The sequence below is a fragment of the Spirillospora sp. CA-108201 genome, assembly GCF_050936235.1.
Taxonomy (GTDB): domain Bacteria; phylum Actinomycetota; class Actinomycetes; order Streptosporangiales; family Streptosporangiaceae; genus Spirillospora.
Genome location: NZ_JBNJNE010000001.1, coordinates 1,607,912 through 1,634,309, shown reverse-complemented (window position 1 = coordinate 1,634,309; position 26,398 = coordinate 1,607,912). Strand labels below are relative to the sequence as shown.

Below are 26,398 nucleotides of genomic sequence, written 5' to 3'. Positions count from 1 at the left end.
GCGGGGTGTCTTCTGCGTGTGCCGTGCGGTCGGTTGCTCGTCAGTTCTGGTCGGGGGTGTAGCGGGCGGCGAGGGCGCGGGCGGTGGCGGCGATCATGTCGCGGAGGTGCGGGGGGTCGATGACCTCGACGTCGGCGCCGAGTTTGAGGAATTCGACGTGGGCGTGGCGGACGGATTCGATGGGGAGGGTGGCCTGGACCCAGCCGTCGGGGCCGGGTGGGGTGGCGGTGGCGAGGGCGGCGCGGGCCATGGTGGGCGGGAGCAGGATCTGGGTGCGGGTGAGGCCGTCGGGGGAGAGCTTGACGGTGGCGTGCTCGCGGTAGGCGTCGGCTTCGAAGCGTTCGGCGTAGGCGGCCCAGAAGGCGGCGAGGTCGAATCCGCTGGGGCGGTCGAAGCGGTCGGTGTGGGTGCGCAGGTTCAGGACGCGTGAGACGCGGTAGGTGCGGGGGTCCTGTGGGGCGGTGCCGGTGTCGGCGGGCGTGTCGGTGTCGTGGTCGGTTGGGGTGCCGGGGGCGGGGCGGGCGATGAGGTACCAGGAGCCGGCCTTGAGGACGACGCCGAGGGGTTCCAGGAGGCGGGTGACCTGCTGGGGGCGGCGCCAGCGGCGGTAGAGCACCTCGATGGGGTGCTGGTTCCAGACGGCGTCGGCGATGGCGTGCAGGTGGGGGACGTCGTCGGGGGTGCGGAACCAGCCGGGGGCGTCGAGGTGGAAGCGTTCGCGGATGCGGGAGGCGCGGGTGCGCAGGTCGGGTGGGAGGGCGGCCATGAGTTTGAGTTCGGCGGCGAGGACGTCGCCGAGGCCGAGTTGGGAGGCGGGGCCGGGGAGGGCGGACAGGGTGAGGGATTCGGCTTCGGTGGCGGTGAGGCCGGTGAGGCGGGTGCGGTAGCCGTCGAGGAGGCGGTAGCCGCCGTCGGGTCCGCGGTCGGCGTAGACGGGGACGCCGGCGGCGCTGAGGGATTCGACGTCGCGGTAGACGGTGCGGACGGACACGTCGAGTTCGGCGGCGAGTTCCCGGGCGGTCATGCGTTGCCGGGTCTGCAGGAGCAGGAGGAGGGACAGCAGCCGGCTCGCGCGCATGGGTCAAGTGTGCCGGTCGGGGCGCGGTGGTGGGTGCGGGGGGTCAGCCGTGCAGGGCGTACTGCATGGGGCGGAACTTGGTGCGGGCTTCGGCGAGTTCGGCTTCGGGGTCGGAGTCGGCGACGATGCCGCAGCCGGCGAAGAGGCGGGCGCGGGTGCCGTCGATCTCGGCGCAGCGCAGGGCGATGCCCCATTCGCCGTCGCCGCGGGCGTCGACCCAGCCGACGGGGCCGGCGTAGCGGCCGCGGTCCATGCCTTCGAGTTCGCGGATGAGGTCCATGGCGGTGTCGGTGGGGGTGCCGCAGACGGCGGGGGTGGGGTGCAGGGCGGCGACGACGTCGAGGACGGAGCGGTCGGCGGCCAGGCGTCCGCGCAGGGGGGAGGCGAGGTGCAGGAGGTTGGGGAGGGTGAGCAGTTCGGGTTCGTCGGGGATGGTGAGGTGCGCGCACAGGGGGGTGAGGGCGTCGCGGACCATCTCGGCGGCGTAGCGGTGTTCTTCGCGGTCCTTGGCGGAGGTGAAGAGGCGGGCGGCGCGGGCCTGGTCGTCGGCGGGGGTGGCGCCGCGGGCGGTGGTGCCGGCGAGGACGAGGGATTCGATGTCGCCGCCGGTGCGGCGGATGAGGAGTTCGGGGGTGGCGCCGACCATGCCGGCGCAGGAGAAGGTGTAGCAGCCGGGGAAGCGGGCGGCGAGGCGCTGGAGGAGGACGCGGGCGTCGATGGGGGTGTCGGCGCGGACGGTGAGGTCGCGGGCGAGGACGACTTTGCCGAGGTGGCCGTTGTCGGCGGCGGTGGGGCCGCCGGGGAGGAGGTGGCCGCTGCGGATGCGGTCGACGGCGGTGGCGACGGCGTCCTTCCAGGCGTTCTCGGGGAGGGCGCCGTCGTTCCAGGCCAGCCCGGTGGGGGGCTGCGGCGGGTTGGCGAGGGTGAGGGGGTCGGTGTCGTCGCCGATGGTGGTGAGCCAGGCGCGGCCGTCGCGGCGGCCGAGGATGCGGCAGGGGACGATGAGGGTGGAGTCGGGGGATTTGGGGTCGAAGCCGAAGGTGCCGAAGGCGACGGGTCCGGAGCCGGGGACGTTGACGGCGTCGTCGACGGCGGCGGCTCCGAACAGGTCGTGGAGCATGCGGGCGGCGGCGTCGAAGCGGTCGTGGCCGCCGGGGAGGGTGAGGCGGGCGGCTTCGCCCCAGCCGACGATTCCCTCGCCGTGGCGGATCCAGGCCAGCGCGGAGGGGTGGGGAAGCCGCGCGATGAGGTCGCCCGGGTCGGGGATCGGGACGGTGCGGACGGTGAGTCGGTCCGGTGCTGTCACGGCGAGCTTCACGTGAGCCACTGTACGCCAGATTTGAACCTGTTCAAACGGGCGGGGTGGCGGTGGGGTGTGAGGTGTGCGCCACACTGGTCCGCCCGGGCGGCGGGGCCGTCCGGGCGGTGGGCGCGGTGGCCGGGCTTGGTTGCGCGTATGCCCCGTTCGTCCCGTCCCCATGCGCGGGGACGGGACGCGGCGGCGCGGCGCGCGCGGCCCGGGGTCAGCGGCGGGCGGCGCCGGTGAGCTTCCAGGCGGCGGGCAGCAGCCCGGCGGCCAGCAGGACCTTCAGCGCGTCGCCGGCCAGGAACGGCGTGACGCCCAGGTCGAGCGCCTTGGCGAGGTCGACGTGCAGGGAGGCCATCAGGTAGGGGACGCCGGCGGCGTACATGATGGCGGTTCCGGCGAGCATGGTGCCGACGGTGCGCAGCGGGGTGCGGTCGCCGCCGAGCTGGGCGAGGCGTCCGACGGCGGCGGCCGCGGCGACGAACCCGATGACGTAGCCGAGCGTGGGGAATCCGGCGCCGGAGGTGCCGTCGGTGAACCAGGGGACGCCGGCCATTCCGGCCAGCAGGTAGACCAGCATGCCCAGGCCGGCGCGGCCGAAGCCGAGGGCGGCGCCGGCGAGCAGCACGGCGAAGGTCTGCCCGGTCACCGGCACGGGGGTGCCGGGCAGCGGGACCGCGATCTGCGCGGCGAGGCCGACGAAGGCGGCGGCGCCGATGACGAGCGCGGCGTCGCGGGCCAGCGAGCCGGGCAGCAGGTCGCCCAGGACGGCGGGACGCCGCCGGGCTGCGTGGGCAGTAGCCACAGATCCTCCCAAAACGGTTGTGTCAGGCCGAAACCTAGCGAACTGCCTTTCCGGAGTGGACGGCGCGGCCTACAGAAACGAGCACCCCGCTTTGTCGCCGCCCTCGACCGCGCTCTTCGACGGCGCCCCCGGTCGCGCCCCGGTCTCGCCCCTCGGTCGGTGCGGCCCTCAGCCGGCGGCGGCGCGCGGGTCGGAGGCGAGGTAGACCACGTCGGGCTCGCCGCGCGGCACCGGGACGGGCCTGGCCTCCACGGAGCCGAACCGGTCCCGCAGCAGCGCCTCGAACGCCGGCGCGGCGTTGGCGCTCCACACCGCGAGCACGCCGCGCGGCGTCAGCAGCGCCGCCAGGGCGTCCACGCCGGTGGCCGCGTACAGGCGGGTGTTGCCGGGGGTGACGGTCCAGTCGGGGCCGTTGTCGATGTCCAGGCACACCGCGTCGAAGCGGCCCGCGTGCGGGGCGGTGACGTAGTCGAGGAGGTCGGCGCGCTCGACGGTGACGCGGGGGTCCTCCAGGGCGCCCCGCGACCAGGGCCGCAGCGCGGTGGCGTGCCAGGCGACGACGGCGGGCTCGCGCTCGACGACGGTGACGTGCGCCGCGCCGTCGCCGGCGAGGGCCTCGGCGAGGGAGAACCCGACGCCCAGGCCGCCGATGAGGACCCGGGCGGGCCCGCCGGGCGCCGCGCGGCCGCGTCGAGGGCGGCGCGGACCAGCAGCCGCTCGGACTCGCCGTTGCGGGTGTCCATCAGGAACACGCCGTTGCTGATGATCTCGTAGTCGGCGCCCGCCCGGCGCAGCACCAGCTCGCCGCCGAGCCCCTCGGCGCGCTCGACCACCACCGCCGGCGCCGTCACCACCGCCGGCGCCGTCACCACCGCCGGCGCCGTCACCACCGCCGGCGCCGTCTCCGGCGGCGCGGCCGGCTCCCCGTGTACGTCCGCAGCCGATCCCATGACCGCACCCTAGCCGCCGCCGGGACCGGTCCGGGTGATCTTCGCGGCCGGTGGGGGTGGGCGGGGGCGGCGGAGTCGGCTACGGTGCCGGGCATGCCCGAGATCGCACCGTCCGGCGGGCTGCTGCCGGGCCGCCGGATCCTGGTCGTCGGCGCGGGGACGCGCCCCAGCGACGATCCCGCCGCGCCGGTCGGCAACGGCCGCGCGATCGCGGTCGCCGCGGCACGGGAGGGCGCGGCGGTCGCGTGCGCCGACGTCGACGAGCACGCCGCCGGGCAGACCGCCGCGCTGATCGAGGCGGAGGGCGGCCGGGCCTGCGTGGTGGCGGCGGACGTGACCGACCCGGTGGCCTGCGACCGGGTCGTGGTCCAGGCGGCCGAGGGCCTCGGCGGCCTGGACGGGGTGGTGTTCAACGCCGGGATCGGCATCGGGTACGGGCTGGCGGGCACGGCGCTGGCCGACTGGGACCGGGTCCTGCACGTCAACCTGCGGGCGCCGTTCCTGGTCGGCAAGGCCGCGATGCCCGCGCTGGAGGCCGGCGGGGCGATGGTGTTCATCGGGTCGCTGGCCGGGACCAAGCCGGGTTCGCGGTCGCCGTCCTACGACGCCTCCAAGGCCGGCCTGACCGGGCTGGTGCGCCACATCGCCGCCGAGGGCGCGCCGCGCGGCGTGCGCGCCAACGTGGTGGCGCCCGGCCTGATCGACACCGTGATGGGGCGTGACGCCTCCGCGGGGAACACCGGCCGCGACCGGGTCGCCGGACTGATCCCCATGCGGCGGCAGGGCACCGCGTGGGAGGTCGCCGACGTCGCGGTGTTCCTGCTGTCGGACCGCGCGTCCTACGTCACCGGGCAGGTCCTGCACGTCGACGGCGGCCTGTCCACCCTGCGCTGACCCCCGGGGCGGCCCGATGCGCGGCCGCCGGGAACACGCCCTCCCCTCACACCGTTACCGTGTAACGATGTAATCATCGGGAGGTGTGATGATCCCCCACGACAGCGACCCCCGCGCGGCCCGGCCCGGCGGGGATGAGCCGCCGCTGGACGCCTACTCGCGCGTCGTGACCGCCGTCGCCCGCGAGCTGACCCCGCGCGTGGCGGCCCTGCGCGTGCGGCACCGCCGCGGCGAGGGCGCCGGCTCGGCCGTGGCGTTCACCCCCGACGGGTTCCTGCTCACCAACGCCCACGTCGTCGGCGCCGCGTCCGGCGGGCACGCCGCGTTCGCCGACGGCACCGAAGGCGCGTTCGCCGTCGTCGGCACCGACCCCCTGTCGGACCTGGCCGTGGTGCGCGCCGAGGGGCCCGTCCCCGACCCGGTCACCCTCGGCGACGCCGACGCCCTGGCCGTCGGGCAGCTCGTCGTCGCCGTCGGCAACCCCCTCGGCCTGGCCGGATCCGTCACCGCCGGCGTCGTGTCCGCCCTCGGCAGGTCCCTGCCGACCTCCCAGCCCACCCGCACCGGCACCGCCGTCCGCGTCATCGAGGACGTCATCCAGACCGACGCGGCCCTCAACCCCGGCAACTCCGGCGGCGCCCTCGCCGACGCCCGCGGCCGCGTCGTCGGCGTCAACACCGCCGTCGCCGGCATCGGCCTCGGCCTGGCCGTCCCCGTCAACGCCACCACCCGCCGCATCATCGGCGCCCTCATCCGCGACGGCCGCGTGCGCCGCGCGTTCCTCGGCCTGGCCGCGGCCCCCGTCCCCGTGCCCGCCGACCTGCGCGAGCGCACCGGCCGCGACCGGCGCTGCGCGTCGCCGAGGTCGTGCCCGCCGGCCCCGCCGACCGGGCCGGGCTGCGCCGCGGCGACCTGGTCCTGACCGCCGGCGGCGCGCCGGTCACCGACGCCCAGTCGCTGCAGCGGCTCATGTTCGCCGAGGCGATCGGGCGCCCCCTGCCGGTCACCGTCCTGCGCAACGGCGCCATGGTCGACGTCATCGCCGAACCCGTCGAACTCGACGCCGAGCGCGCCTGACCCCCGCTCCCGGGGGGCCGCCGCCCGCTACGCGCCGCCGGGGCCGCGGAACGTCGCGCGGTAGGCCGACGGCGACACCCCGATCGCCGCGTGCAGGTGCTGGCGCAGCGACGCCGCCGTCCCGAACCCCGCCCGCTCGGCGACCCGCTCCACCGGCAGGTCGCTCTCCTCCAGCAGCCGCCGCGCCGCCTGGACCCGCTGCGCCGCCAGCCACACCTGCGGCGACACGCCCGTCTCCTGCCGGAACCGGCGCGTGAACGTCCGCACGCTCATCGACGCCCGCGCGGCCAGCTGCGCCAGCGTCACCGGCCGGTCCAGCCGCTCCAGCGCCCACGCCCGCGCCGCGCCCGTCGAGGACTCCCGCGCCGGCGGCACCGGCAGCGCCACGAACTGCGCCTGCCCGCCCTCCCGGTGCGGCGGCACCACCGTGCGGCGCGCCACGTCCCCCGCCACCGCCGCGCCGTGATCACGGCGGATCATGTGCAGGCACAGGTCGATGCCCGCAGCCTCGCCCGCCGAGGTCAGCACCGCGCCCTCGTCGACGAACAGCACCGCCGCGTCCACCCTCACCCCCGGGAACATCTCCGCGAGCCGCCCGCACGACAGCCAGTGCGTCGTGGCCCGCCGCCCCTCCAGCAGCCCCGCCGCCGCCAGCACGAACGCGCCCGTGCACACCGACGCCACCCGCGCGCCCCGCCCCGCGGCCGCCGCCAGCGCCCCCGGCACCGGCCCCTCCCCGGGACGGCCCTCGTCCAGCAGATGCGACGCCGGCACGACCACCGTGTCCGCCGACTCCAGCGCCTCCAGGCCGTGCCGCACCGCCACCGCGAAATCCGCGTCCGCCCGCACCTGCCCGGGCTCCACCCCGCACGACACCACCTCGTACAGCGGCGCGCCCCCCGCCGACCGCGCCTGCCCGAACAACTGGTGGACGATCCCCAGCTCCATCGGCAGCACACCCTCGCGCACCAGCACCGCCACCCGGTGGACCCCGCCCGCCATGGCCCGATCCTTGCACACCATGGCCCACCGGCCACTCACCACCGCCGCCGCCCGCCCGGCAGCATCGACACCAGACCGACCCGCACCACGACAACCGGCACCACGACAACCCGCATACCGGGAAAGGGAGACAGCGCCGTGAACGTCCTATGGATCTTCGCCCACCCCGAGGGCCGCTCCCTCAACGGCGCCCTGCGCGACCGCGGCGCCGCCACCCTGCGCCGCGACGGCCACCGCGTCCGCCACTCCGACCTGTACGCGATGGGCTGGAACCCCCTGGTCGGCCCGGCCGACTTCGGCCACGACCCCGCCGACCGCCTCGTCGTCGGCGCCGCGTCCGAACGCGCCCACGCCGCCGGCGCCCTGGCCCCCGACATCCGCGCCGAACACGACAAGATCGCCTGGGCGGACGCGCTGGTCGTGCAGTTCCCCCTGTGGTGGTACGGGATGCCCGCCATCCTGAAGGGCTGGTTCGACCGCGTGTTCGTCCAGGGGTTCGCGTTCGGCGTCACCGACGGCACCGGGGGCACCCTGCGCTACGGCGACGGGGGCCTGGCCGGGCGCCGCGCCCTGGTCGTCACCACCGCCGGCGCCCGCTCCACCGGCCTGGGCCCCCGCGGCGTGCACGGCGCCGCCGAGGACCTCCTTTTCCCCCTCCTGCACGGCACGCTGTTCTACACCGGCATGGACGTCCTGCCGCCCCTGGTCATCACCGGCGCGGACCGCGCCACCGAGGCCGACCGCGCCGCGGCCGCCGACGCCCTGGCCGCCCGCCTGCGCGCCCTGCCCACCGCCGACCCCATCCCGTACCGGGCCGAGCACGGCGGCGACTACACCGCCGACCTCACCCTGCGCCCCCACCTGGCCCCCGGCCGCACCGGCCCCGCCATCCACCGCGGCACCGCGCCCGGGCAGGCGGCCACGACGTGCCGGAATCCGGTACAGCCCGACCGCCCCCTCCCGGCCAGGCACCCGACATGACCCCGTCGGCCACCACATGTCCCCGTCGGCGACCGCGGACAAGCGGTCACATCAGGGCGAGCTGCTGCGGGCCGGGCGGCGGCGCGGGAGGGGCGGGCGCGGGGCGGTGCGTCGCGCGGCCGCCCACCCCGTACTCGGCCGCCAGGTCGCGGACCCGCCCCGCGATCCGCTCCTGGTACTCGCGGGGCGCGTAGGCGCCGCCGCGGTACAGGCGCGCGTACGGCACGACGAGCTCGGGGTGGTGCTCGCGCAGCCAGGACAGGAACCACTCGCGCGCCCCGGGCCGCAGGTGCAGCGTGATCGCCGACACCGACGTCGCGCCCGCCTCGGCGATCTGCCGGACCGCCGCCTCCAGCTGGGCGGGGGAGTCCGACAGGTAGGGCAGGACCGGGCCCATCAGCACCCCGCAGCCCACGCCCGCCTCGTTCAGCGCCGCGCACACCTCCAGCCGCCGCCGCGGCGGCGGCGCGCCCGGCTCCACCGCCCGCCCGAGGTCGCGGTCGAGCGACCCCACCGACACCGCCGTGCTCACCCGCGCGCGGGACGCCGCCTCCCGCAGCAGCGGCAGGTCGCGCAGGATCAGCGAGCCCTTGGTCAGGATCGAGAACGGGTTGGCCGCCTCCGCCAGCGCCGTGATGATCCCCGGCATCAGCCGGTAGCGGCCCTCGGCCCGCTGGTAGCAGTCGACGTTGGTGCCCATCGCGATGTGCTCGCCCCGCCACCGCGGCGCCGCCAGCTCCGCCCGGACCCGCTCGGCGGCGTTCACCTTCACCACGATCCGCGAGTCGAAGTCCGCCCCCGCATCCAAATCCAGATACTCGTGACTTTTCCGGGCGAAACAGTAATTGCAGGCATGGGTGCAGCCCCGATAGGGGTTGACCGTCCAGCGGAACGGGACGCTGGAGGACTCGGGGACCTTGTTGACGACCGTCCGGGCGCGCACCTCGTAGAAGGTCATGCCGCGGAACTCCGGAGTGTCGAACGTGCGCGCCACCGCGCCGCGCTCGACCAGCGGCTGCGCGGGGCCCTCGCCCCCGTCCAGCCGGAGATGATCCCAGCGCACCCCCACCTCCTCGAACATGTGAGCGACGATTCGTCCGGCCAGTATGGAACGCGTGTTCGAAGATCGCAACGCCTGGATCAGGCGAAACAGGACAGTGAGGGATCACACGGGCGTCGGCGTTTCGTGCGTGGCACCCCGGCGCGTGCGTAACAATGGGCCGCTATGGCATGGCGATCCAGGACCCGGCAAGTGGCGGCGGCGTTGGCGGCGGGAGCGTCGACGGGCGCGCTCGCCGCCTGCGGCATCACCGCCTTCGGCGGCACGACCGGGCGCGAGGACCCGCCGGGCGCCAAGGCCGAGTGCCCCGGCGTCCCCGCCCCCGACGGCGCCAAGGGGCGCCAGCTGCGCGGCATGTGGATCACCAGCGTCGGCAACACCGACTGGCCCCGGGACCCCCGCGCCTCCGCCGGCGACCAGCGCAGGCAGTTCACCCGCCTGCTCGACACCGCCGCCGCGATGAACATGAACGCGGTGTTCGTCCAGATCCGCCCCAACTCCGACGCGTTCTACGACTCCCCGTACGAGCCGTGGTCGCAGTGGCTCACCGGCACCCAGGGCAAGGACCCCGGATACGACGTCCTGGCGTTCATGCTCAAGGAGGCCCACGCCCGCAACCTGGAGTTCCACGCCTGGTTCAACCCCTACCGCGTGTCCCGCCAGGACGACCTGAAGAAGCTGTCGCCCAAGAGCCCCGCCCGGCAGCACCCCGACTGGGTCCGCAAGTACGGCAAGGGCCTGTGGTACGACCCGGGCCTGCCGCAGGTCCGCGACCTGGCCACCAAGGCCGTCATGGACGTCGTCACCAAGTACGACATCGACGCCGTCCACTTCGACGACTACTTCTACCCCTACCCCGAGGACGGCGAATTCCCCGACGGCGCCGCCTTCAAGACCTACGGCAAGGGAATGAAACGCGCCGACTGGCGCCGCCGCAACGTCGACACCCTCGTGGAGTCGCTGTCGGGCCGCATCCACGCCGCCAAACCCTGGGTCCGGTTCGGCATCAGCCCCTTCGGCGTGTGGCGCAACAAGAGCAGCGACCCCGACGGGTCGGCCACCGCCGCCCTGCAGAGCTACGACGACATCTACGCCGACACCCGCAAATGGATCCGGCAGGGATGGCTCGACTACGTCACCCCCCAGCTGTACTGGCCCATCGGCGACGCCCGCGCCGACTACGCCGAACTCGCCCCCTGGTGGGCCCGGCAGGTCAAGGGCACCGGCGTCCAGCTGACCATCGGGCAGGCCGCCTACCGCGTCGGCGAGGACGCCGCCTGGCGCAAACCCGCCGAACTGTCGCGCCACCTCACCCTGAACGCCAAGTACCCGCAGATCGCCGGCGACGTGTTCTTCAGCGCCTCCGACATCGCCGCCAACCGGCGCGGCTTCGCCGCCCGCCTCCGCGACGACCACTACCAGCGCCCCGCCGTCCCGCCCGTCCCCGCCCGGCGCGGCGGGCAGGCGCCACCGCCCGTCCAGGGCACCGCCGCCGCCCCCGCCCCCGCCACCGGCAAGGGCGCCAAGGGCGTGAAGGTCACCTGGCGCGCCTCGCAGGGCGCCGCCTCCTACGCCGTCTACCGCGTCGAGGGCGCCAAGCCCGGCTGCGCGCCCGTCGACCCCCGCCGCCTCATCGCCGACGTCCGCGGCGGCGGCATCATCGACCCCACGGCCAAGCCCGGCCGCTCCTACACCTACACCGTCACCGCCCTGGACCGCCTCCACCACGAGAGCCGTCCCGGCCGCGGCGCAACGGCCACCGCCCCCGAGGGATAATGATCATGCTCCGTGGGGAGGAATCTCACACCTGACCACCCCCCGGAGGTATGAAGCATGGCGCTGTCGATGGAGGAGCAGCGGATCCTCGGCCAGATCGAGATCCGCCTGAGAGAGGACGACCCGCGGCTGGCCCAGCGCCTCGCCCGCCTCGGCACCCCCCGCCGCCGCCGCGCCCGCACGATCATCCTCGCCGCGGTCGCGGTCGTCATCGTCCTGGCCGCGGTCGGCGCCGGAATCGCCGCCGCGATCCTCTGACAGCAGCCCGCCCGCACCCCGCCGGCCGGGCACGGAGGCCTCTCACGCAGCGGGGTGACCGGGGAGCGCGCTCGAGCCGCCCCCCGGTCACCCCGGTCACCCGCGCCCGGCCGGGTCAGCGGACGCGGTCGTAGACCAGCGCCAGCTCGCCCAGCTCCCCGGTCTCCTGGCGGGCGAGCGCCCACCCGGTGGCCGGCAGGCCGTCGTCGAACAGCCGCCCCCCGCCCCCGGCGATCTGCGGAATGACCAGCAGGTACAGCCGGTCGACGAGGTCGGCGGCCAGCAGCGGCCTGATGACGCTGGGGCTGCTGTTGACCAGGATGTCGCCGCCGCCCTCGGACCGCAGCCCCGCGACGACGTCGGCGGCGGGCGCGTTCACCACGCGGGTGCGTTCCCACGGCGCCTCGGCCAAGGTGGTGGACAGCACCACCTTCTCGGTGTCGACCAGCCACTTGGCGTATCCGCGGTCGCGCGGATCAGCGTCGGCGTTGCCGGCGACCGTCGGCCAGAACCCCATGAACCCCTCGGCGTTGACCCTCCCGAGCAGCGCCGTCGTGGCGCCCTGGTGGATGCGGGTCAGGTGGTCCCGGGCGGCCTCGCTGGTCACATACGGAACGAACATGCCGAAATCGCTGGGGCCGCCGGGGCCGCGGTAGCGGCCGTCGAGGGTGAGGGCCAGGTTCGCGGTCACCTTGCGGTCGGTGGTGGCGTTCACGTCGTGCTCCTTATGTCATCGGCGTCATCGTCGCGTTCGGTGTCGTGGTCTTCGGTGTCGTGGTCTTCGGTGTCGTTCGAGGGCGCCGCGGCGAGGACCGCGGCGAGCTTGTCCAGGCTCTGCCCGAAGCCGATCTCGATGCCCGCGACGAAGTCCGCGGACTCGACCGTGCTGCCGGTGATCCGGATCCGGGCGTCCAGGCCGGTGCCGCCGCCGTCGGAGCGCAGAGCAAGGTCGACGTGGGCGGTGAAGGCCGGCTCCCCGCCCGGAAGCACCGGGGAGGACCGGTAGCGCAGGCGCTCGCCCGGGAGCGCCTCGTCGACGACGCCCTCGGCGCGCCCGGCGACCGCGTCCGCCCCGCCGGCGTCCTCGGCGTCCTCGGCGTCCCGGTACTCCAGGACGACCCTGCCGCCCGGCCGCGCCTCGAAGACGAGCGCGGACACCCGCAGGTCGTCCGGCGCCCACCAGTCCGCCAGCAGCGACGGCTCGGTGAGGTGGCGCCAGACCAGCTCGGGGCCGCGCGGCAGCGACCGGGCGAAGGCGAACGTGCGGCCGTCGGCCCACCCCGCCTCCCGTGCGGCGAGCCGCTCGGCGCCCAGGCTCTCCCCGTAGCGCTCGAAGGACTCGCGCGCGCCGCCGGGCCGCTCGGCGTCGTCGGCGAGGCGGCCGAGCACCGCCGCCAGGTCCCGCAGGGGACCGGGCCGCAGCGCGTAGACGCGGCGCTGGCCGGCGCGCTGGGAGGTGACGACGCCGGCGCGCTCCAGCGTCTGCAGGTGCTTGGTCGTCTGCGGCTGGCGCGCGCGGGCCAGCCGCGCCAGGACGCCGACCGGGCGGGGCCGCTCGGCCAGCAGGGCCACGAGCCGCCACCGGGCCGGATCGGCCAGTGCGCTGAGGAGTTCCTCCATGCCAAGAAGTATTCTGCAGAACGAATATTCGTGTCAAGGAATACTTTGGACGGTACGGCGCCCGGCGCCGCACGCGGCAGGAGATCAGGGGAGGGGGCAGGCCGGACGCGCCGGGACGACGACCCCCAGGACGCGCGAACGCCAAGACCCCGGCGAGATGAACCCGCCGGGGCCTTGGCGTTCAAGCCGGTGTGGTGGTCGCCTCACGGCGAAAGGCACAACGAAGCTCCAGCCCGGACCGCATGGGACCGGCGGTATTCCCCGAAGGCATCAATTAGAGCCCGGGGGACACATGCCACACCGACGCCCCCCACTCTAGCGGCTCCGCGCCGATGCCTCCTCCACCGCCACCCCGCACGTGAAGTTCACCTCACCCCGCGGTGAGGGTTGCCTGCGGCCGTGCACCACCCCGCCGGGAGAAGCGTCCACGAATATGAGTCGATGCGGGGGAATGCGAGGAGACCCGGACGGTCACCGCGCGGGGGCCCCGCACCCGACCCACACGAACCGGCGGCCAGACCCGCACAGATGAGGAGACGCGGCAGTGCGCACCACGGGGACGGGGACCACCAGGCCAGCGGGCGGCGGATCCACCGGCAGCGACGACGGCGGCGCGCAGGCCGCGGCCTGGGCCGCGGCCTGGGACCTGGCCGCCGACACCCGCGCCGCGGCACAGGCCCGCGCGCTCACCCGCCGGTCGCTGCGCCGATGGCGCGTCACCGGCCCCGACGACGTCCACGACGTCGTCCTCATCGTGGACGAACTGGTCACCAACGCCGTCGTGCACGGCGCCGGGCCCGTCCACCTGGCCCTGCGCCTGGAGGCCGCCCGGGCCGGGGTCCGCCTCGTCGGCGAGGTCGGCGACGCCGACCCCCGCGCGCCCGGAGCGCCCGCCGGGCCGCCCCCCGTCCTGGACTGGTCCGAGGCCGGACGCGGCCTCCTCCTGGTCGCCTCCCTGGCCACCGAGTTCGGCGCCCGGCCCGCGCCGCCCGGCAAGACCATCTGGTTCACCCGCGACCTCGACCCCCTGGACACCCCCGCCCTCGCCCCCGGCGCACCTGCCCGCTGACCTTGGGCCCGCTGACCCCCGGCCCGGCGCGCCGGGCAGAGGTCAGGCCTGCAGGGGGCAGCGGTCCACCACCCACACGTCCTCCTCGCCGCCGCCCCCCGGCGGCAGCGGCGGCTCGTCGGTGAGCCGGTCCAGATGCCACTCGACGTGGGCGAGCGGGCCGCGCCACCCCGCCAGCAGGTCCGCCAGCGGGCGCGGCGGCCCCGGCGGCCCGTAGGGGCGCGGGTCGGGCGACTCGGCCTCCCACAGCGCGTCGTCGCAGTCGGCGGCCCAGTGCGCCACCGCCTCCAGCACCTGCTGCAGGTCCCGCGCCAGATCGCCCAGCGACCGCAGCGCCATCGCGTCCTGGATCATCCGCTCCCGCGCGTCGTAGGGCAGGTCCCGCCCGAACGCCGGCGGGAACGCCGGAGGGCGGCCCTCCAGCACCGGCTCCTCGCCCGTCGCCGCCGACCGGATCGCGGCCGCCTGCCACCGCGTCCACTCCGCCAGATGCCCCAGCACCCCCCGCAGCGCCGCCGCGCCGTCGCCGCCGCTCCGGACCTCCGCGGCCGCATCCCGCAGCCGCGCCCGCACGGACCCCAGCCGGTCCAGCGTCCACGCCCGCGCCCGCGCGGCGCCCGCCGGGCCCCGCCGGCCCGCCCCGTACTCCGGGCGCGGCAGCGGCACCCGCAGCGCCGCCAGCAGGTCGTCCAGCTCCCGCACCTGCGCGCCCCGCCCCGACAGCACCGCCGCGCCGATCCGGTCGAGGCGGAACATCCGCGGTCCGTCGCGCATGCGGCACCACCCCACCAGGTACTCCCCGTAGGGGGCCACGACCAGGCCGTGCGCCTCCACGTCGCGGAAGCTGCGCGCCCCCGCCTGATCGGTGTAGGCCAGCCGCACCACCCGGCGGCCGCGGACGGCCTCGGCGAGCGCGTCGTGCACCGGCCCCATCAGCGACCCCACCTCGCTCAGCGGCTCGCGCGCGGCGGGGGCGGGCAGCGCGTACCCGCGGCCCTTGCGCGCCTCCACCGGCAGCCCGCCGTGCGTCAGCAGCTCCAGGTCGCGGCGGACGGTCCGCTCGCTGACCCCCAGCCGCGCCGACAGCACCGCCGGGTCCAGCGGCTCGGGCGAGGCCGCCCGCAGCTCCGCGACGAGCACCAGCAGCCGATCCACGCGGTCCACGCACCCATCGTGACCCCGCCCGCCCGCGAATCACCCTCCCGCAGGGGCTTAAAACCCTTACCGGCGCGGGGTTTCGGGCCCTGCGGCGGCCCGCGCGACAGGCCCGCGGCCGCCGGGCCGCCCCCCGAGCGGCGGCCCGGCGCGGGGTCAGCGGCCCGACAGCTCCACCGCCAGGCCCTGGAAGTCGGCCGCCGTCAGCGACAGCGCGCTGCCGATCGCCTGCGTGGCCTCCGCGCTGCCCAGATGCCGCGTCGCGGCGCGGTCCAGGTAGGCCTCCACGAGCCGCGCCCCGGTCAGCCGGCCCCGCGGGCGCAGCGAACCCACCTCGCGGTTCACCACCGCCCACGCGTCCGACCCGAGCCGCAGGCTGCGCTCCTCGGCCAGCAGCCGCACCAGCTCCGCGCGCGCCGGCGTCCCCGACAGGTCCGGCAGCCGCACCGCCCGCAGGTCGGTCACCAGCTCCGGCGACGCCGCCGACAGCTCCCCGACCCGGTCCGGCTCGCACGTGCCGAGCAGCGCCGTGTCGTTCACGCCCTCCAGCCGCGCCCGGTACAGCATCGAGGCGTAGGCCGGGCCCTGCGACTCGTCCAGGATCAGCCCGTCCAGGCCGTCCAGCAGCAGGACGTGGCCCGCGTGCTCCTCCAGCATCGCGCGCAGCCCGTCGGGGCCGTGCTCGCGCAGGTCCTCGGCGTGGACGGCGTGGACCTCGCCGCTGGAGGCCTCCACCTCCGCCAGCGCCCGGGCCACCATCCGCGCCAGCCGCCGCTGCCCGCTGGAGGGCGCGCCGATCAGCAGCAGCGCCGGCGACGACGCGCTCGACACCTCCTGCCCGCGCAGCCGGCGCGCCCACTTGCCGCGCCGCCGCACCTCGGTGACGACCCGCTCGATGTCGTCGGCGCCGCACAGGAACCGGATCCCGTAGGCCTCGGCGACCTGCGGGGCCTGCTCGCCCACGGGCGCGGGCCGCAGCGGGGGCGGCGGCTCGGGCACCGGCGCCGGGGCGGCGGCAGATCCGCGTGCGGCGCGGGCGGCGGGACGGGGGACGGCCGCGCGGGGGCCTGCGTCGCGTCCGCGCCGGGCCACGCCGGGCCCGGATCCAGCTGGGTGCGGAACGCGTCGGTGTCCAGCTGCGTCTCGTGCGGCTCCGACGGCCACACCGGCTCCGGCGACGGCTCGCCCGCCTGCGCCTGGGACGGGGCGGGGGGCTCGGGCGCGGGGACCGGCAGGGGAGGCGGGGGAGGCGGGGGAGGCGCGATCCGCGGCGGCGGCATGTCCGAGCCGAACGGGTCCGGCGAGGGCGCCGGCGGCGGCGCGGCGGGCTCGGGGCGGCTCTGCTCGCCGTAGGGCGGCCCGCCGTGGGGCTGATCGGGCGCCTGCTCGTGGTGGGCGTTCGGCTCCGGCGGCGACGCCGGCGAGGGCGAGGGCGGCGTCCCGGGCGGGGGAGGGGGCGCGTACTGGAAGGGCGGTTCCAGCGGCGATCGGGCGGGCGGCTCGGGCGCGGGGACCGGCGCGGGGACCGGCGGGGCGGCCGGCGGAGGGGCGGGCGCCACCGCGGGCGGCGGGCCCGGCGCCTCCTGCGCCGGCTCGGGAACCGGCGCGACCGGCAGGTCGGCGCCGGATGAGGCGCGCTCGGCGGCCATGTGGGCGCGGGCGGCCTTGATGATGTCCCACGCCGACAGCTCGTCGGTGGAGGGCGGGGTGTGCATCGCCGGGGACGTCAGCTCCGCCGCGACCGCCTGCGGCACCGCGAAGCCCGTCGCCGGCGGCGGCACCTGCGCCAGCCGGCACCACGTCAGCCCGAGGGTGTAGCTGGTGGCCAGCAGCGCGGCCAGGGCGTCGGAGTCGTCGGTGCGCAGCGCGTCGGGGAGCCGCCCGTCGCGCGGCCACAGCGCCCGCAGCGGGTTGGCCGGGTCGCTCAGCACCGCCTGCAGCGTGCGGGCGTTGTCGGCGTCCAGCCACTGCCGCAGCGCCGGCAGCGCGCCCGGCGCGGCCTGCAGGTCGGCGGCCAGCACCGCGATCCCGGCGCGGCGGACCTCGTCGTGGCTGCGTCCCGCCGCCGCCGGGCGCGGCCCGGTCAGCCCCGCCACGATCTCCTGCAGGTCGTACAGGGCCAGGCGCAGGTACTCCCCGGGCGCGGTGTCGCGGACCATCGGGGTGGCGAACTCGGCGGGGCAGCGGCGCCGCCACTCCTGCAGGATCGCCTCGGGCCCGTACCGGACGGTGGCCATGTCCTGGTTGACCATCCGCAGCGACGCCGCCGTCACCGCGGCCAGCGCGTCGGCGCCGGGACGGAACCGCGGGTCGGCCTGGAGCCCGGCCGCGACCTCGTACATGACGCGGGCGATGTGCGCGGCGCCGCCGCCGTCGCCGGCGCCGAGCCGGTGGACGTAGTAGCCGGCCAGGGTGGCGAAGTCCGGCGGCATCATCCAGTGCAGGTGCTCGGCCGAGGTGGTCAGGAACGGGATGAACGACTCGATCAGCGGGTGCTCGGTCAGCACCACCGGCGATCCCGCGCACCACAGCAGCGCGCCCCAGGCGGCGGCGACGGTGCTGGGCGTGCCCGGCTGGAACATCGGGTCGCGCTGGGCGAACTGCTGCGGGTTGACCGCCAGCGCGGTGGTCAGGGCCTGGGAGATGCGGGCGACGACGGCGGTGTCGGGGACGGGCCCGAGGAACCCCAGCGGCGCCACGCGCCCGGCCGACAGGTCCGGGCCGGTGGGGAACAGCTGCGGCGGGACGGGAGGCGTCCCGGCGCCCTGGGGCGCGGGGACCGCGACGCGGCGGTCCTCGAACTGCGCGGGGGGCGGGCAGGGGTGCCAGGTGCCGTCCAGCCCGCACCGGTACCAGCGCCCCCACGCGCCGTACAGCCACCACTCGCCGGCGCCCCACAGCATCCGCGCGGCGATCTGCGCCGCCCGGTCGGCCGGTTGGGCGCCCTGCCACCACGGTGAGGCCACCAGTTCGCGCACGTTGCCCTCGACCGAGGCGAACAGGTCGCCGCTCGGGCCCCCTCCGGTTCCGCCGGGCCCCGCCCCGGCCGCCTGCCAGCTCATCCGGCGAATAGTAGTAGCAGCAGGCGTCACGTCCGGCATCGCCTGGATTACGGGCTGGTATCCCGCCATCGACGTGTAAGGAGTGTTATAGGAGGATGCTCATTAGCCCGCCGGGAGCGGGCACGGCGGCACACCACGCGAACCCGGGGGGTGAGGATGGACGGCGCCGCACGGACCCGCGCCTGGGGCCTGACCCTGGCCGTGCTGTCCTCGGTGTGCTTCGGCGCGTCCGGGCCGTTCGGCAAGGCCCTCATCGAGGCCGGGCTCAGCCCCCTCCAGGCGGTGTGGCTGCGCATCACCGTCGCCGCGCTGGTCCTGGCGCCGCTGCCGTTCCTGCTGCGCGGCCGGGCCGCCGTCCGGGGCCTGCGCCCCCACCTGCCCGCCCTGGCCCTGTACGGCCTGACCGGCGTCGCCGGCTGCCAGGCCTTCTACTTCGTCGCCGCCTCCCGCCTGCCCGTCGGCGTGGCGATCCTGCTGGAGTTCAGCGGCCCGGTCATCGTGCTGGCGTGGCTGCGGCTGGTGCGCCGCGTCCCCGTGCACCGCACCGCCGCCGTCGGCGTCGCGACCGCCATGGCCGGCCTCGCCCTGGTCGTCCAGGTGTGGACGGGCCTGTCGCTCGACCCGGTCGGCCTGGCCGCCGGGCTCGGCGCCGCCGCCTGCCAGGCCAGCTACTTCCTCATCGTCGACCGCCTGACCGGGAAGGTCGACCCCGTCGTCATCACCTCCGCCGGCAGCGTCGTCGCCGCCCTCGCCCTCACCGCGCTGGCCGCGCCGTGGGCGCTGCCCTGGCAGGTGCTGCCCGACCCGGTGCCCGTCGCCGGGCACGCCGCGCCCGGCTGGGCGCTGGTCGCCTGGATCGGGCTGGTCAGCACCGTCCTGGCCTACCTGGCCGGAGTCGCCGGGCTGCAGCGGCTGTCGGCGCAGGTCGGCGGCGCCATCTGTTACACCGAGGCGGTCGCCGCCGCCCTCATCGCCTGGGCCGCCCTCGGGGAGCGCCTCACCGCCGCGCAGATGATCGGCGGCGCGATCGTGCTGGCGGGCGCCTACATCGCCCAGCGCGCCACCGCCGCCCACCCCGAGATCCTGAACCACGCCGCTCCCGCGGACCTCCCGGCGCCCGCCGGCGGGCAGGACGGCGGGACGGGCCCGCCGCCCCGCACCGCCGCCGTGCGCCGGTGACCCGGCCGGGTCAGGCGTTCTCGCGCTGGAACCGGCGCGCGCCCAGCGCCACCGACGCCGCCAGCAGCGCGACCGCCACCAGCGTCCCCTCCGCGACCGTCGCCGTCGCGTACTCGCCCAGGAACGCCGCCCGCGCGGCGTCCACCAGGTACCGGAACGGCGTGAACCGCGACACCGCGTCCAGCCACCCCGGCGCCAGGCTCATCGGCAGCAGGATCCCCGACAGCAGCATCAGCGGCAGCGTCACCGACGTCAGGACCGGCGCGAACGCGTCCTCGCTGCGCGCGCGCAGCGCCACCACGTAGGACAGCGACGCCACGCTCACCGCCAGCGCCACCGCCAGCGCCAGCCCGACGGCGATCCCGGCCACCGGGGCCCGCAGCCCCAGCGCCAGCCCGGCCGCCACCACCACCGCGCCCTGGAACGCGACCACGACCGTGTCGCGCAGGACCCGCCCGAGCAGCAGCGCGGTCCGGCTGGCCGGAGTGACCCGCAGCCGGTCCACCACCCCCGACCGCAGGTCCGCGATCAGCCCGAACCCCGCGAACCCGGCGCCGAACAGCGCCAGCTGGACCAGCACCCCGGGCACGAACACCTGCCAGGCGCTGCCCGCGCCGAACCCGCGCACGTCGACCAGGTCCGACAGCAGCGGCCCGAACAGCACCAGGTACAGCAGCGGCTGTACCGCGCCGAACACCACCGCGACCTTGCTGCGCAGCGTCTGCCGCATGTACCGCAGGAAGACCAGGCGGGTGTCGGACGCGACCCGCCCGAGCGCGGCGACCCGCCCGGACCCCGGGGCGTTCGCGGCGCTCCCCGCGGCGGTCTGCACGGCGGTCTGTTCAAGAGACATGGGGGAGACTCCTCGAATTCTCTAGGCCGCGTCGCGCAGCGAGCGGCCGGTGACGGTGAAGAACACGTCGTCCAGCGTGGGACGGGCCAGGTTCAGCGACGCCAGTTCCACCCCCGCGACGTCCAGCGCGCGGATCAGGGACATCAGCGCGGTCTCGCCGTCCTCGACGGTCAGCCGCATCGTCCCGCCGGACACGGCCGCCTCCCGGACGGCCGGGTGCGCCGCCAGCGCCGCGCGGGCGCCCTCGACGCCCTCGACGCCCGCGGCCTCCGCCAGCTCCACCGTGACGACGTCCCCGGCGACGCGGCGCTTGAGCTCGGCCGGCGTGCCCTCGGCCACGATGCGGCCCCGGTCGATGATCAGCAGCCGGTCGCACAGCGCGTCGGCCTCGTCCAGGTAGTGCGTGGTCAGGAACACCGTCGCGCCGTCCCGGTCGCGCATGGCGCGGATGTGGTCCCACAGGTTGCCGCGGCTCTGCGGGTCCAGGCCCGCGGTCGGCTCGTCCAGGAACAGCAGCGCCGGCCGGTGCACCAGCCCGAGCGCGACGTCCAGGCGGCGGCGCTGCCCGCCCGACAGCGCCCCGGCCGGCCGCCGCCCCAGGCCCTCCAGGTCCAGCTGCGCGCACAGCTCCGCGATCCGCGCGGACCGGTCGCGCACCCCGTAGAGGCGGGCCTGCAGGTCCAGCTCCTCGGCGACCGGGACGCCCGGATCGGTGCCGCCGCCCTGCGCGACGTAGCCGATGCGGCGCCGCACGCCCGCCGGGTCGGCGCGCAGGTCGCGGCCCGCGACGGTCGCGGTCCCCGCGGTCGGCGCCAGCAGCGTCGTCAGCATCCGCAGCGTCGTGGTCTTGCCGGCCCCGTTGGGGCCGAGGAACCCGACCACCTCGCCGGGCGCGACCGACAGGTCCACGCCTCGGACGGCCTCGACCGCCCCGTGCCCGCCGGTGAAGGTGCGGGCGAGCCCGCGAGCCTCGATCACGTTCAACCTCCTTGAGAGCGACGGCCGCTAGCGTAACCCCAAAATTGCAGTCACCCCAACTTTTCAGTGACACCAGGGAAGGTATATTTCCGTGCATGGGTGAGGAGCACGTCCCCGACGTCGAACCGGAACTGGGACTGCGGGAACGCAAGAAGCGCGAGACGCGGCGCCGCCTCGCCGACATCGCCACCGGCCTGTTCATGACCCGCGGGTTCGACGAGGTCACCATCGCCGACGTCGCCCGCACCGCCGACGTGTCGGTCAACACCGTCTTCAACTACTTCAGGACCAAGGAAGACCTGTTCTTCGACCGGCAGGACGAGATCATCGAGGCCGCCGGGCGCGACTTCCGCGACCGCCGCCCCGGCGAGGGCGCCGTGGCGCTGTTCCGCCGCCGCTTCTTCGAGGGCCTGGACGCCCGCTCCTACCAGACCGCCTTCCACGAGGGGTCGGAGGTGTGGACCCGCACCGTCCGCGCCAGCCCCGCCCTCATGGCCCGCCAGCGCGAGATCGGCCGCCAGGCCCAGGACCGCCTCGCCGACCTGCTCGCCGAGGCCACCGGCGCCGGCCCCGACGACATCGCCCCCCGCGCCGCCGCCGCCATGATCTTCGCCGTGCAGAACACGCTCGTCGAGCAGATCGCCGACCGCAAGGCCGCGGGGGAGACCCTGCAGGAGATGGCCGAAGACGTCTACGCCACCGCCGCCCGCGCCTTCGACCTGCTCGAACACGGCCTCGGCGGCTACGCCGCCGCACCCGCCGCCGGCGCGGCCGGCACCGCGGCCGACCCCGCCGCCGGAGGCACGGCCACCGAAAATTGAGTGTCGGCCCACCGCAGATCATTCCTAGACTCCATGGTTGCGGAGGCCAACAACCATGGACACCCCCACGCTTTTCGCCCACCTGCACCACCACGACACCGCCCTGAGCCTGCCCCGGGGCGCCTGCCTGCGCTGGGACGACGCGGACCTGCACCGCGCCGCCCACGCCGGCGACCCCGAGGGCTACGCCCTGCTCGGCCTGACCCCCGGCGCGCGGCCCTGGCAGCGCGCCCGCGTGCTCCTGCAGATCCTCGCCGCGTCCCAGGCCGGCCTGGACGACCGCGCCCGCACCGTGCAGGCCCGCGTCGCCCGCGTCCTGACCCTGGGCCTGCCGCCCGCCCACGTCATCACCGTCCTGCTCGCGCTGCGGCGGCTGCGCGCCAACCACAAGCACACCACCCGCACCGCGCTGCGGTTCGTCCTGGAGCACCCCGACGCCGACGCGCTCATCGCCGCGCGCCGCCCCGCCCTGCGCGACTGCTTCGAGCACGCCCTCGGCACCGCCACCGCCCGCGGCTGCGCCGCGCGCATCGCCGGCGGCGACACCGCCTCGGACTACCTCCAGCGGCGCCTGCTGCGCTTCCTCACCGACCCCGCCGCCGCGCCCGCCCGCGTCCGGGCCCTCTACGGCGCGGGCGACGCCGCCACCGCGAACACCGCACGCGGCCCCGCCGCCGCGGGGGAGCCGCCGCTGCCCGTCGACACCGTCCGCGAACGGCCCGCCACCGTCACCGCCACCAACCGCGGCGACATCGCCGCCACCCTCGTCCACCTGTACCGGGGCGGGCCCGCCGAAGACCTCTACGCCGCCCTCGGCCGCTACGTCGGCGCCGCCGCCGCGGCGTTCCCCCGCTTCACCGGAACCCTCGCCCTGGTCCTGGACGCCTCGGCGTCCATGCGCGGCTACGGCGACCGCGAATGGGCCGCGCTGTCCCAGACCGCCGCGCTGCGCATGGTGCTGTCACAGGTGTGCGACCGGCTGGAGGTCATCGAGACCGGCGGCGACGAGCGCGCCCCCCGCGGCGCCACCGACCTGGCCACCGGCGTCCTGGACGCCCTGGGCGCCGACCCCGACCTGGTCGCCGTCGTCTCCGACGGCTACGAGAACGTCTTCCCCGGCGACCTGGCCCGGGTCGTGGCGAGCCTGCCGGACGCCGGCGTCACCACCCCCGTGGTCTTCTGCCACGCCCTGTTCACCGGCGGCGACGACCTGACGCTCCGCCGCCCCGCCCCGTCCCTGCCGCAGCGCGGCTTCTGGCACCAGGACGACTTCGCCGAACTGCTGCCCTGGATGTTCGGGCACTGCGACGCCGGCAAGCCCTGGCTGCGCGCCGCCCTGCACGACCGCCTCGACGCCCTCGACCGGCAGGCCGACGCCCTCACCGCCCGCGTCGCCGCCTGAACCGGCCCCCGCACCCCGAACGGCCCACACCACCCGACGCACGCCCACCCGACGCACGCCCCCACCACCCGAAGGGAGCACCGCATGACCCGGATGACGGCGCTCGACACCCTCGTCCCCGGACCCCTCAGCCTCGCCGGGCACCGCCTGGGCACCCCCCAGCAGGCCGGCGCGCTCACCATGGTCCCGATCTCCGGGCCCGCCCTCCCCGGCTTCGCGCCGCCCCGCACCGGACTCAAACTGAGCCGCGTCGTCGGCTACGGGCAGGTCGAACTCGCCAACAGCGCCGACTCCGGCGTCGCCATCGTCCCCCTGCACATCGGCTACATCCAGGACCGCGCCCAGAACCACGCCCTGTGCCGCTCGGCGTTCCTGGCCGCCGGGCAGACCCTGCGCTTCGACGACGCCTGCTGCGTCCAGGAGAGCCAGGGCGGCTACCTCAGCGAACGCGACCAGTGGTTCTTCGTCCTGCCGCTGGAACTGCGCGCCCGCGCCCTGGACCTGCGCGGCGTCACCGGCTACAGCAAGCTGTGGGACGACATCACCGCCCTCAACGCCCGCCACGGCCTGCCCCGCCGCGGCCACCTGGAGCAGATCCTGTCCCGCAAACGGGCCGTCCTGACCCAGTTCCAGTCCCGCCTGGAACCGCAGCCCGGCCAGCTCGGCGCCCTGTTCTTCGTCTCCGGCCGCTTCGCCGGCCTGGAGATCGCACCCGACCCCCGCTACTTCGCCGAGATGTGGACCGCGCTGGTCTGCTTCGCCTACGGCGTCGCCGCCTGGCACGCCGAACCCGCACCGCCCGGCCCGGACGCCGCCCCCTACGACGGGACACGGCACGAGCGGCACGAGGGGGCCCCGGACGAGGGGACGCCGTTTCCCGCGGCCGGGCTCGCCGGGCTGCGCGCCGCCCTGGACCGCGACCGCTCCGCCCGCCTCACCGAGATCGGCGGCTGGCTCGCCGACGCCCCCACCGGCCCCGTCGAACTCCACGAGGAGGAGCGCTACCTGGACCTGCGGCTGTCCACCGTCACCGCCCCCCACCTGGCCGGGCAGATCGTCACCGACGGCGACCGCACCGTCTACGCGTCCCTGTTCGCCCGCTGACACCCCGCCCCCGGGCGGCATCCCCGAGAAATAAGGGGTTGCCCCCGGGGCGCGGCGCCCGGTTGAATCAGAACCGCGGGAACTGTGCCGGGCACGTCAGGCCGAAACCCTGATTCCACATCTGGGAAAACGCGCGATGCTCGAGACATCGTCAAAGCGATTGTGAACCTGACGGCGCGCCGGCCGCCTGTCCCGCCACTCCGTCCAGGTAGGGCTCCAGAACCGACCTCACCTGCGGCGGCATCTCCTTCTTGGACTTGGCCGCCGGGTCGATGAACACGTGCCGCACCTCCCCGTCGGCGATGAGGCGCCCTCCCACCCGGAACACCGGCCGCACGATCACGCTGGTCGTCCCCAGATGCGCCACCGGCATCGACACCTCCAGCATCTCGTCGAACCGCGCGCCCTCCCGGAAACGGATCCGCGCCTCGGCCACCACCAGGTCGTAGCCCTGCTCCACCATCTGCGCGTAGTCGCCGAACAGCGCCCGCCACATCTCCGTCAACGCCACGTCGTAGAAGAACAGGTAGTGGCCGTTGAACACCACGCCCTGCTGATCGCACTCGCTGTACCTGACCCGCAACCGATGCGTGAAGACCTCACTCATACCCGGCATTGTGCACGCTGCCGTGTGGGCCCCGCCGCCGCAGCACCAGCCACCGGCCGCCCAGCCCCACGGCGAACATCACCGACCCCGCCAGCACCGACGTCCACGGCAACGCCGCCACCAGCACCACGCACCCCGCGGCGCCGAGCACGTTCAGCGCCCGCGGCCAGCGGCGATCGGCCGCCGGCTGGGTGAACGCGCACACGTTGGCGACCGCGTAGTACACCAGCACGCCGAACGAGGAGAACCCGATCACCCCGCGCAGGTCCGCCGCCAACACCAGGGCGCACACCACGACCGCCACGGCGACCTCGGCGTGGTGCGGAACCCGGTGCCGCGGATGCACGGCCGCCAGCCACCCCGGCAGGTCGCGGTGCCGCGCCATCGCCAGCGCCGTGCGGCCGATCCCCGCGATCAGAGCCAGCAGCGCGCCCAGCGACGCCAGCGCCGCGCCCGCCCGCACCACCGGCGCCAGCGCCCCGGCCCCCGCCGCCTCCACCGCGGCCGCCAGCGGCGCGGCCGCCTCCGCCAGCACCCGCGGACCCGCCGCCAGCAGCGCCGCCGCCCCCACCACCAGGTACACCGCCACCGCGATGAACAGCGCCGCCTGGATCGCCCGGGGGATCGTGCGCGCCGGGTCCCGCACCTCCTCGCCCATCGTCGCGACGCGGGCATAGCCGGCGAACGCGAAGAACAGCAGTCCCGCGGCCTGCAGGACGCCGTAGGCGCCGCCCTCGCCCACCGCCTCCCACCCGCCCAGACGCTCCGCGCCCGCCTGCCCGCCCGCCGCGATCCCCGCCACCACCACGGCCAGCGACGCCAGGGCGGCGACCACCAGCACCCGCGTGAGCAGCGCCGTCCTGGTCACGCCCCGGTAGTTCAACGACGCCAGCGCCACCACGGCCGCCGCCGCGACCACACGGCGGACCCACCCCGGCCCCGGCACCGCGTAGGAGGCGAACGTGAGCGCCATCGCGGCGCACGAGGCCGTCTTGCCCACCACGAAACCCCACCCCGCCGCGAACCCCCACCACCGGCCCAGCCGCTCGCGGCCGTACACGTAGGTGCCGCCGGACGACGGATACACCGCCGCCAACTGCGCCGAGGCGACCGCGTTGCAGTACGCGACCGCCGCCGCGACCACCAGCCCCACCAGAAGGCCCGTGCCCGCCGCCCGCGCCGCGGGCCCGAACACGGCGAACACCCCCGCCCCGACCATCGACCCGAGCCCGATCAGCACCGCGTCCCCGGTGCCCAGCCGACGCGCCAGCCGGTCACCCCCCGCGGGCGGCCCGCCCGCACCGGGCCCGCTCCGGTTCCAGCGCCGCGACACCATCGCCCACCCCCGCCCGGCCATTCCA

Annotated in this window: 26 protein-coding genes; 12 read left to right on the top strand and 14 right to left on the bottom strand. The window is 76.1% G+C overall.

The features are described 5' to 3' along the window. Positions 1-40 precede the first annotated feature (40 nt). The 4 genes from ACQEU6_RS08030 to ACQEU6_RS08015 all read right to left on the bottom strand — a co-directional run bounded on the left by ACQEU6_RS08030 (position 41) and on the right by ACQEU6_RS08015 (position 3,621). Positions 41-1,078, bottom strand: coding sequence for a helix-turn-helix transcriptional regulator (locus tag ACQEU6_RS08030; RefSeq protein WP_499330180.1), 1,038 nt, complete (start codon positions 1,076-1,078; stop codon positions 41-43). 43 nt (positions 1,079-1,121) lie between these two features. Further along, positions 1,122-2,396, bottom strand: a complete 1,275-nt coding sequence (locus ACQEU6_RS08025; protein WP_499330178.1) for an isochorismate synthase — start codon at positions 2,394-2,396, stop codon at positions 1,122-1,124. A 205-nt stretch (positions 2,397-2,601) separates the two neighbouring features. Further along, positions 2,602-3,189, bottom strand: a complete 588-nt coding sequence (locus tag ACQEU6_RS08020) for a biotin transporter BioY (RefSeq protein WP_499330176.1) — start codon at positions 3,187-3,189, stop codon at positions 2,602-2,604. Positions 3,190-3,357: 168 nt separating this feature from the next. Beyond that, positions 3,358-3,621 carry a hypothetical protein gene (locus ACQEU6_RS08015; protein ID WP_499330174.1) on the bottom strand — a complete coding sequence of 88 codons (264 nt, stop codon included), beginning with the start codon at positions 3,619-3,621 and terminating at the stop codon, positions 3,358-3,360. Between the two features lie 18 nt (positions 3,622-3,639). On the opposite strand from ACQEU6_RS08015, the gene ACQEU6_RS08010 reads away from it, so the two are divergent. The 4 genes from ACQEU6_RS08010 (at position 3,640) to ACQEU6_RS07995 (ending at position 6,110) form a co-directional block, all read left to right on the top strand. Further along, the gene (locus tag ACQEU6_RS08010) at positions 3,640-3,963 is read left to right on the top strand and encodes a hypothetical protein (protein WP_499330173.1); all 324 of its coding nucleotides are present in this window, start codon (positions 3,640-3,642) and stop codon (positions 3,961-3,963) included. Between the two features lie 269 nt (positions 3,964-4,232). Continuing rightward, entirely contained in the window at positions 4,233-5,033 is an 801-nt protein-coding gene (locus ACQEU6_RS08005; protein ID WP_499330172.1) for an SDR family NAD(P)-dependent oxidoreductase, read from the top strand. Positions 5,034-5,121: 88 nt separating this feature from the next. Continuing rightward, positions 5,122-5,955: a S1C family serine protease gene (locus ACQEU6_RS08000; RefSeq protein WP_499330170.1), complete on the top strand. Its 834-nt coding sequence runs from the start codon at positions 5,122-5,124 to the stop codon at positions 5,953-5,955. Next, positions 5,901-6,110: a PDZ domain-containing protein gene (locus tag ACQEU6_RS07995; protein ID WP_499330168.1), complete on the top strand. Its 210-nt coding sequence runs from the start codon at positions 5,901-5,903 to the stop codon at positions 6,108-6,110. The genes ACQEU6_RS08000 and ACQEU6_RS07995 overlap by 55 nt, the downstream gene beginning before the upstream one ends. A gap of 27 nt (positions 6,111-6,137) precedes the next feature. Here ACQEU6_RS07995 and ACQEU6_RS07990 read toward each other — a convergent pair whose 3' ends face one another. Further along, positions 6,138-7,112, bottom strand: a complete 975-nt coding sequence (locus ACQEU6_RS07990) for a GlxA family transcriptional regulator (protein WP_499330167.1) — start codon at positions 7,110-7,112, stop codon at positions 6,138-6,140. Positions 7,113-7,250: 138 nt separating this feature from the next. On the opposite strand from ACQEU6_RS07990, the gene ACQEU6_RS07985 reads away from it, so the two are divergent. After that, positions 7,251-8,093 carry an NAD(P)H-dependent oxidoreductase gene (locus ACQEU6_RS07985; protein WP_499330164.1) on the top strand — a complete coding sequence of 281 codons (843 nt, stop codon included), beginning with the start codon at positions 7,251-7,253 and terminating at the stop codon, positions 8,091-8,093. Between the two features lie 46 nt (positions 8,094-8,139). On the opposite strand, the gene ACQEU6_RS07980 is transcribed toward ACQEU6_RS07985, so the two are convergent. Next, entirely contained in the window at positions 8,140-9,156 is a 1,017-nt protein-coding gene (locus ACQEU6_RS07980; RefSeq protein ID WP_499340115.1) for an Rv2578c family radical SAM protein, read from the bottom strand. 189 nt (positions 9,157-9,345) lie between these two features. On the opposite strand from ACQEU6_RS07980, the gene ACQEU6_RS07975 reads away from it, so the two are divergent. Then, positions 9,346-10,929 carry a glycoside hydrolase family 10-like protein gene (locus tag ACQEU6_RS07975; protein WP_499330162.1) on the top strand — a complete coding sequence of 528 codons (1,584 nt, stop codon included), beginning with the start codon at positions 9,346-9,348 and terminating at the stop codon, positions 10,927-10,929. Positions 10,930-10,986: 57 nt separating this feature from the next. Then, a complete protein-coding gene (locus tag ACQEU6_RS07970) occupies positions 10,987-11,187 on the top strand; it encodes a DUF3040 domain-containing protein (protein WP_499330160.1) in 201 nt (66 codons plus the stop codon). A 115-nt stretch (positions 11,188-11,302) separates the two neighbouring features. Here the strand turns inward: ACQEU6_RS07970 and ACQEU6_RS07965 are convergent, their stop codons facing one another. Together ACQEU6_RS07965 and ACQEU6_RS07960 are read right to left on the bottom strand one after the other, a co-directional pair. Beyond that, entirely contained in the window at positions 11,303-11,902 is a 600-nt protein-coding gene (locus tag ACQEU6_RS07965; protein WP_499330158.1) for a dihydrofolate reductase family protein, read from the bottom strand. Next, complete coding sequence (locus ACQEU6_RS07960) at positions 11,899-12,807, bottom strand: metalloregulator ArsR/SmtB family transcription factor (protein ID WP_499330157.1); 909 nt, start codon at positions 12,805-12,807, stop codon at positions 11,899-11,901. Before ACQEU6_RS07960 ends, ACQEU6_RS07965 begins: the two co-directional genes overlap by 4 nt. Positions 12,808-13,351: 544 nt before the next feature. On the opposite strand from ACQEU6_RS07960, the gene ACQEU6_RS07955 reads away from it, so the two are divergent. Beyond that, positions 13,352-13,876: an ATP-binding protein gene (locus tag ACQEU6_RS07955; RefSeq protein ID WP_499330155.1), complete on the top strand. Its 525-nt coding sequence runs from the start codon at positions 13,352-13,354 to the stop codon at positions 13,874-13,876. 42 nt (positions 13,877-13,918) lie between these two features. On the opposite strand, the gene ACQEU6_RS07950 is transcribed toward ACQEU6_RS07955, so the two are convergent. Together ACQEU6_RS07950 and ACQEU6_RS07945 are read right to left on the bottom strand one after the other, a co-directional pair. After that, a complete protein-coding gene (locus ACQEU6_RS07950) occupies positions 13,919-15,040 on the bottom strand; it encodes a helix-turn-helix transcriptional regulator (protein WP_499330153.1) in 1,122 nt (373 codons plus the stop codon). Between the two features lie 788 nt (positions 15,041-15,828). Continuing rightward, on the bottom strand, positions 15,829-18,093 hold the full coding sequence (locus ACQEU6_RS07945) for a hypothetical protein (protein ID WP_499330152.1): 2,265 nt from the start codon (positions 18,091-18,093) through the stop codon (positions 15,829-15,831). A 156-nt stretch (positions 18,094-18,249) separates the two neighbouring features. Here ACQEU6_RS07945 and ACQEU6_RS07940 point away from each other — a divergent pair, with 156 nt between their 5' ends. Further along, positions 18,250-19,272 (top strand): EamA family transporter, encoded by a 1,023-nt coding sequence (locus tag ACQEU6_RS07940; protein WP_499330150.1) that lies wholly within the window; start codon positions 18,250-18,252, stop codon positions 19,270-19,272. A 10-nt stretch (positions 19,273-19,282) separates the two neighbouring features. Here the strand turns inward: ACQEU6_RS07940 and ACQEU6_RS07935 are convergent, their stop codons facing one another. Next, positions 19,283-20,125 (bottom strand): ABC transporter permease, encoded by an 843-nt coding sequence (locus tag ACQEU6_RS07935; RefSeq protein ID WP_499330149.1) that lies wholly within the window; start codon positions 20,123-20,125, stop codon positions 19,283-19,285. Between the two features lie 21 nt (positions 20,126-20,146). Continuing rightward, positions 20,147-21,103, bottom strand: coding sequence for an ATP-binding cassette domain-containing protein (locus tag ACQEU6_RS07930; protein ID WP_499330146.1), 957 nt, complete (start codon positions 21,101-21,103; stop codon positions 20,147-20,149). Between the two features lie 95 nt (positions 21,104-21,198). Between ACQEU6_RS07930 and ACQEU6_RS07925 the strand changes: the two genes are divergently transcribed. From ACQEU6_RS07925 to ACQEU6_RS07915, 3 genes are all read left to right on the top strand, one after another. Next, positions 21,199-21,924 carry a TetR/AcrR family transcriptional regulator gene (locus ACQEU6_RS07925; RefSeq protein ID WP_499330144.1) on the top strand — a complete coding sequence of 242 codons (726 nt, stop codon included), beginning with the start codon at positions 21,199-21,201 and terminating at the stop codon, positions 21,922-21,924. 55 nt (positions 21,925-21,979) lie between these two features. After that, on the top strand, positions 21,980-23,326 hold the full coding sequence (locus ACQEU6_RS07920; RefSeq protein ID WP_499330142.1) for a hypothetical protein: 1,347 nt from the start codon (positions 21,980-21,982) through the stop codon (positions 23,324-23,326). Between the two features lie 84 nt (positions 23,327-23,410). Further along, positions 23,411-24,430, top strand: a complete 1,020-nt coding sequence (locus ACQEU6_RS07915; protein ID WP_499330140.1) for an ARPP-1 family domain-containing protein — start codon at positions 23,411-23,413, stop codon at positions 24,428-24,430. 151 nt (positions 24,431-24,581) lie between these two features. Here the strand turns inward: ACQEU6_RS07915 and ACQEU6_RS07910 are convergent, their stop codons facing one another. Then, positions 24,582-25,037 (bottom strand): acyl-CoA thioesterase, encoded by a 456-nt coding sequence (locus ACQEU6_RS07910; RefSeq protein WP_499330139.1) that lies wholly within the window; start codon positions 25,035-25,037, stop codon positions 24,582-24,584. Continuing rightward, on the bottom strand, positions 25,030-26,394 hold the full coding sequence (locus ACQEU6_RS07905) for an APC family permease (protein ID WP_499330138.1): 1,365 nt from the start codon (positions 26,392-26,394) through the stop codon (positions 25,030-25,032). The genes ACQEU6_RS07910 and ACQEU6_RS07905 overlap by 8 nt, the downstream gene beginning before the upstream one ends. Positions 26,395-26,398 lie beyond the last annotated feature (4 nt).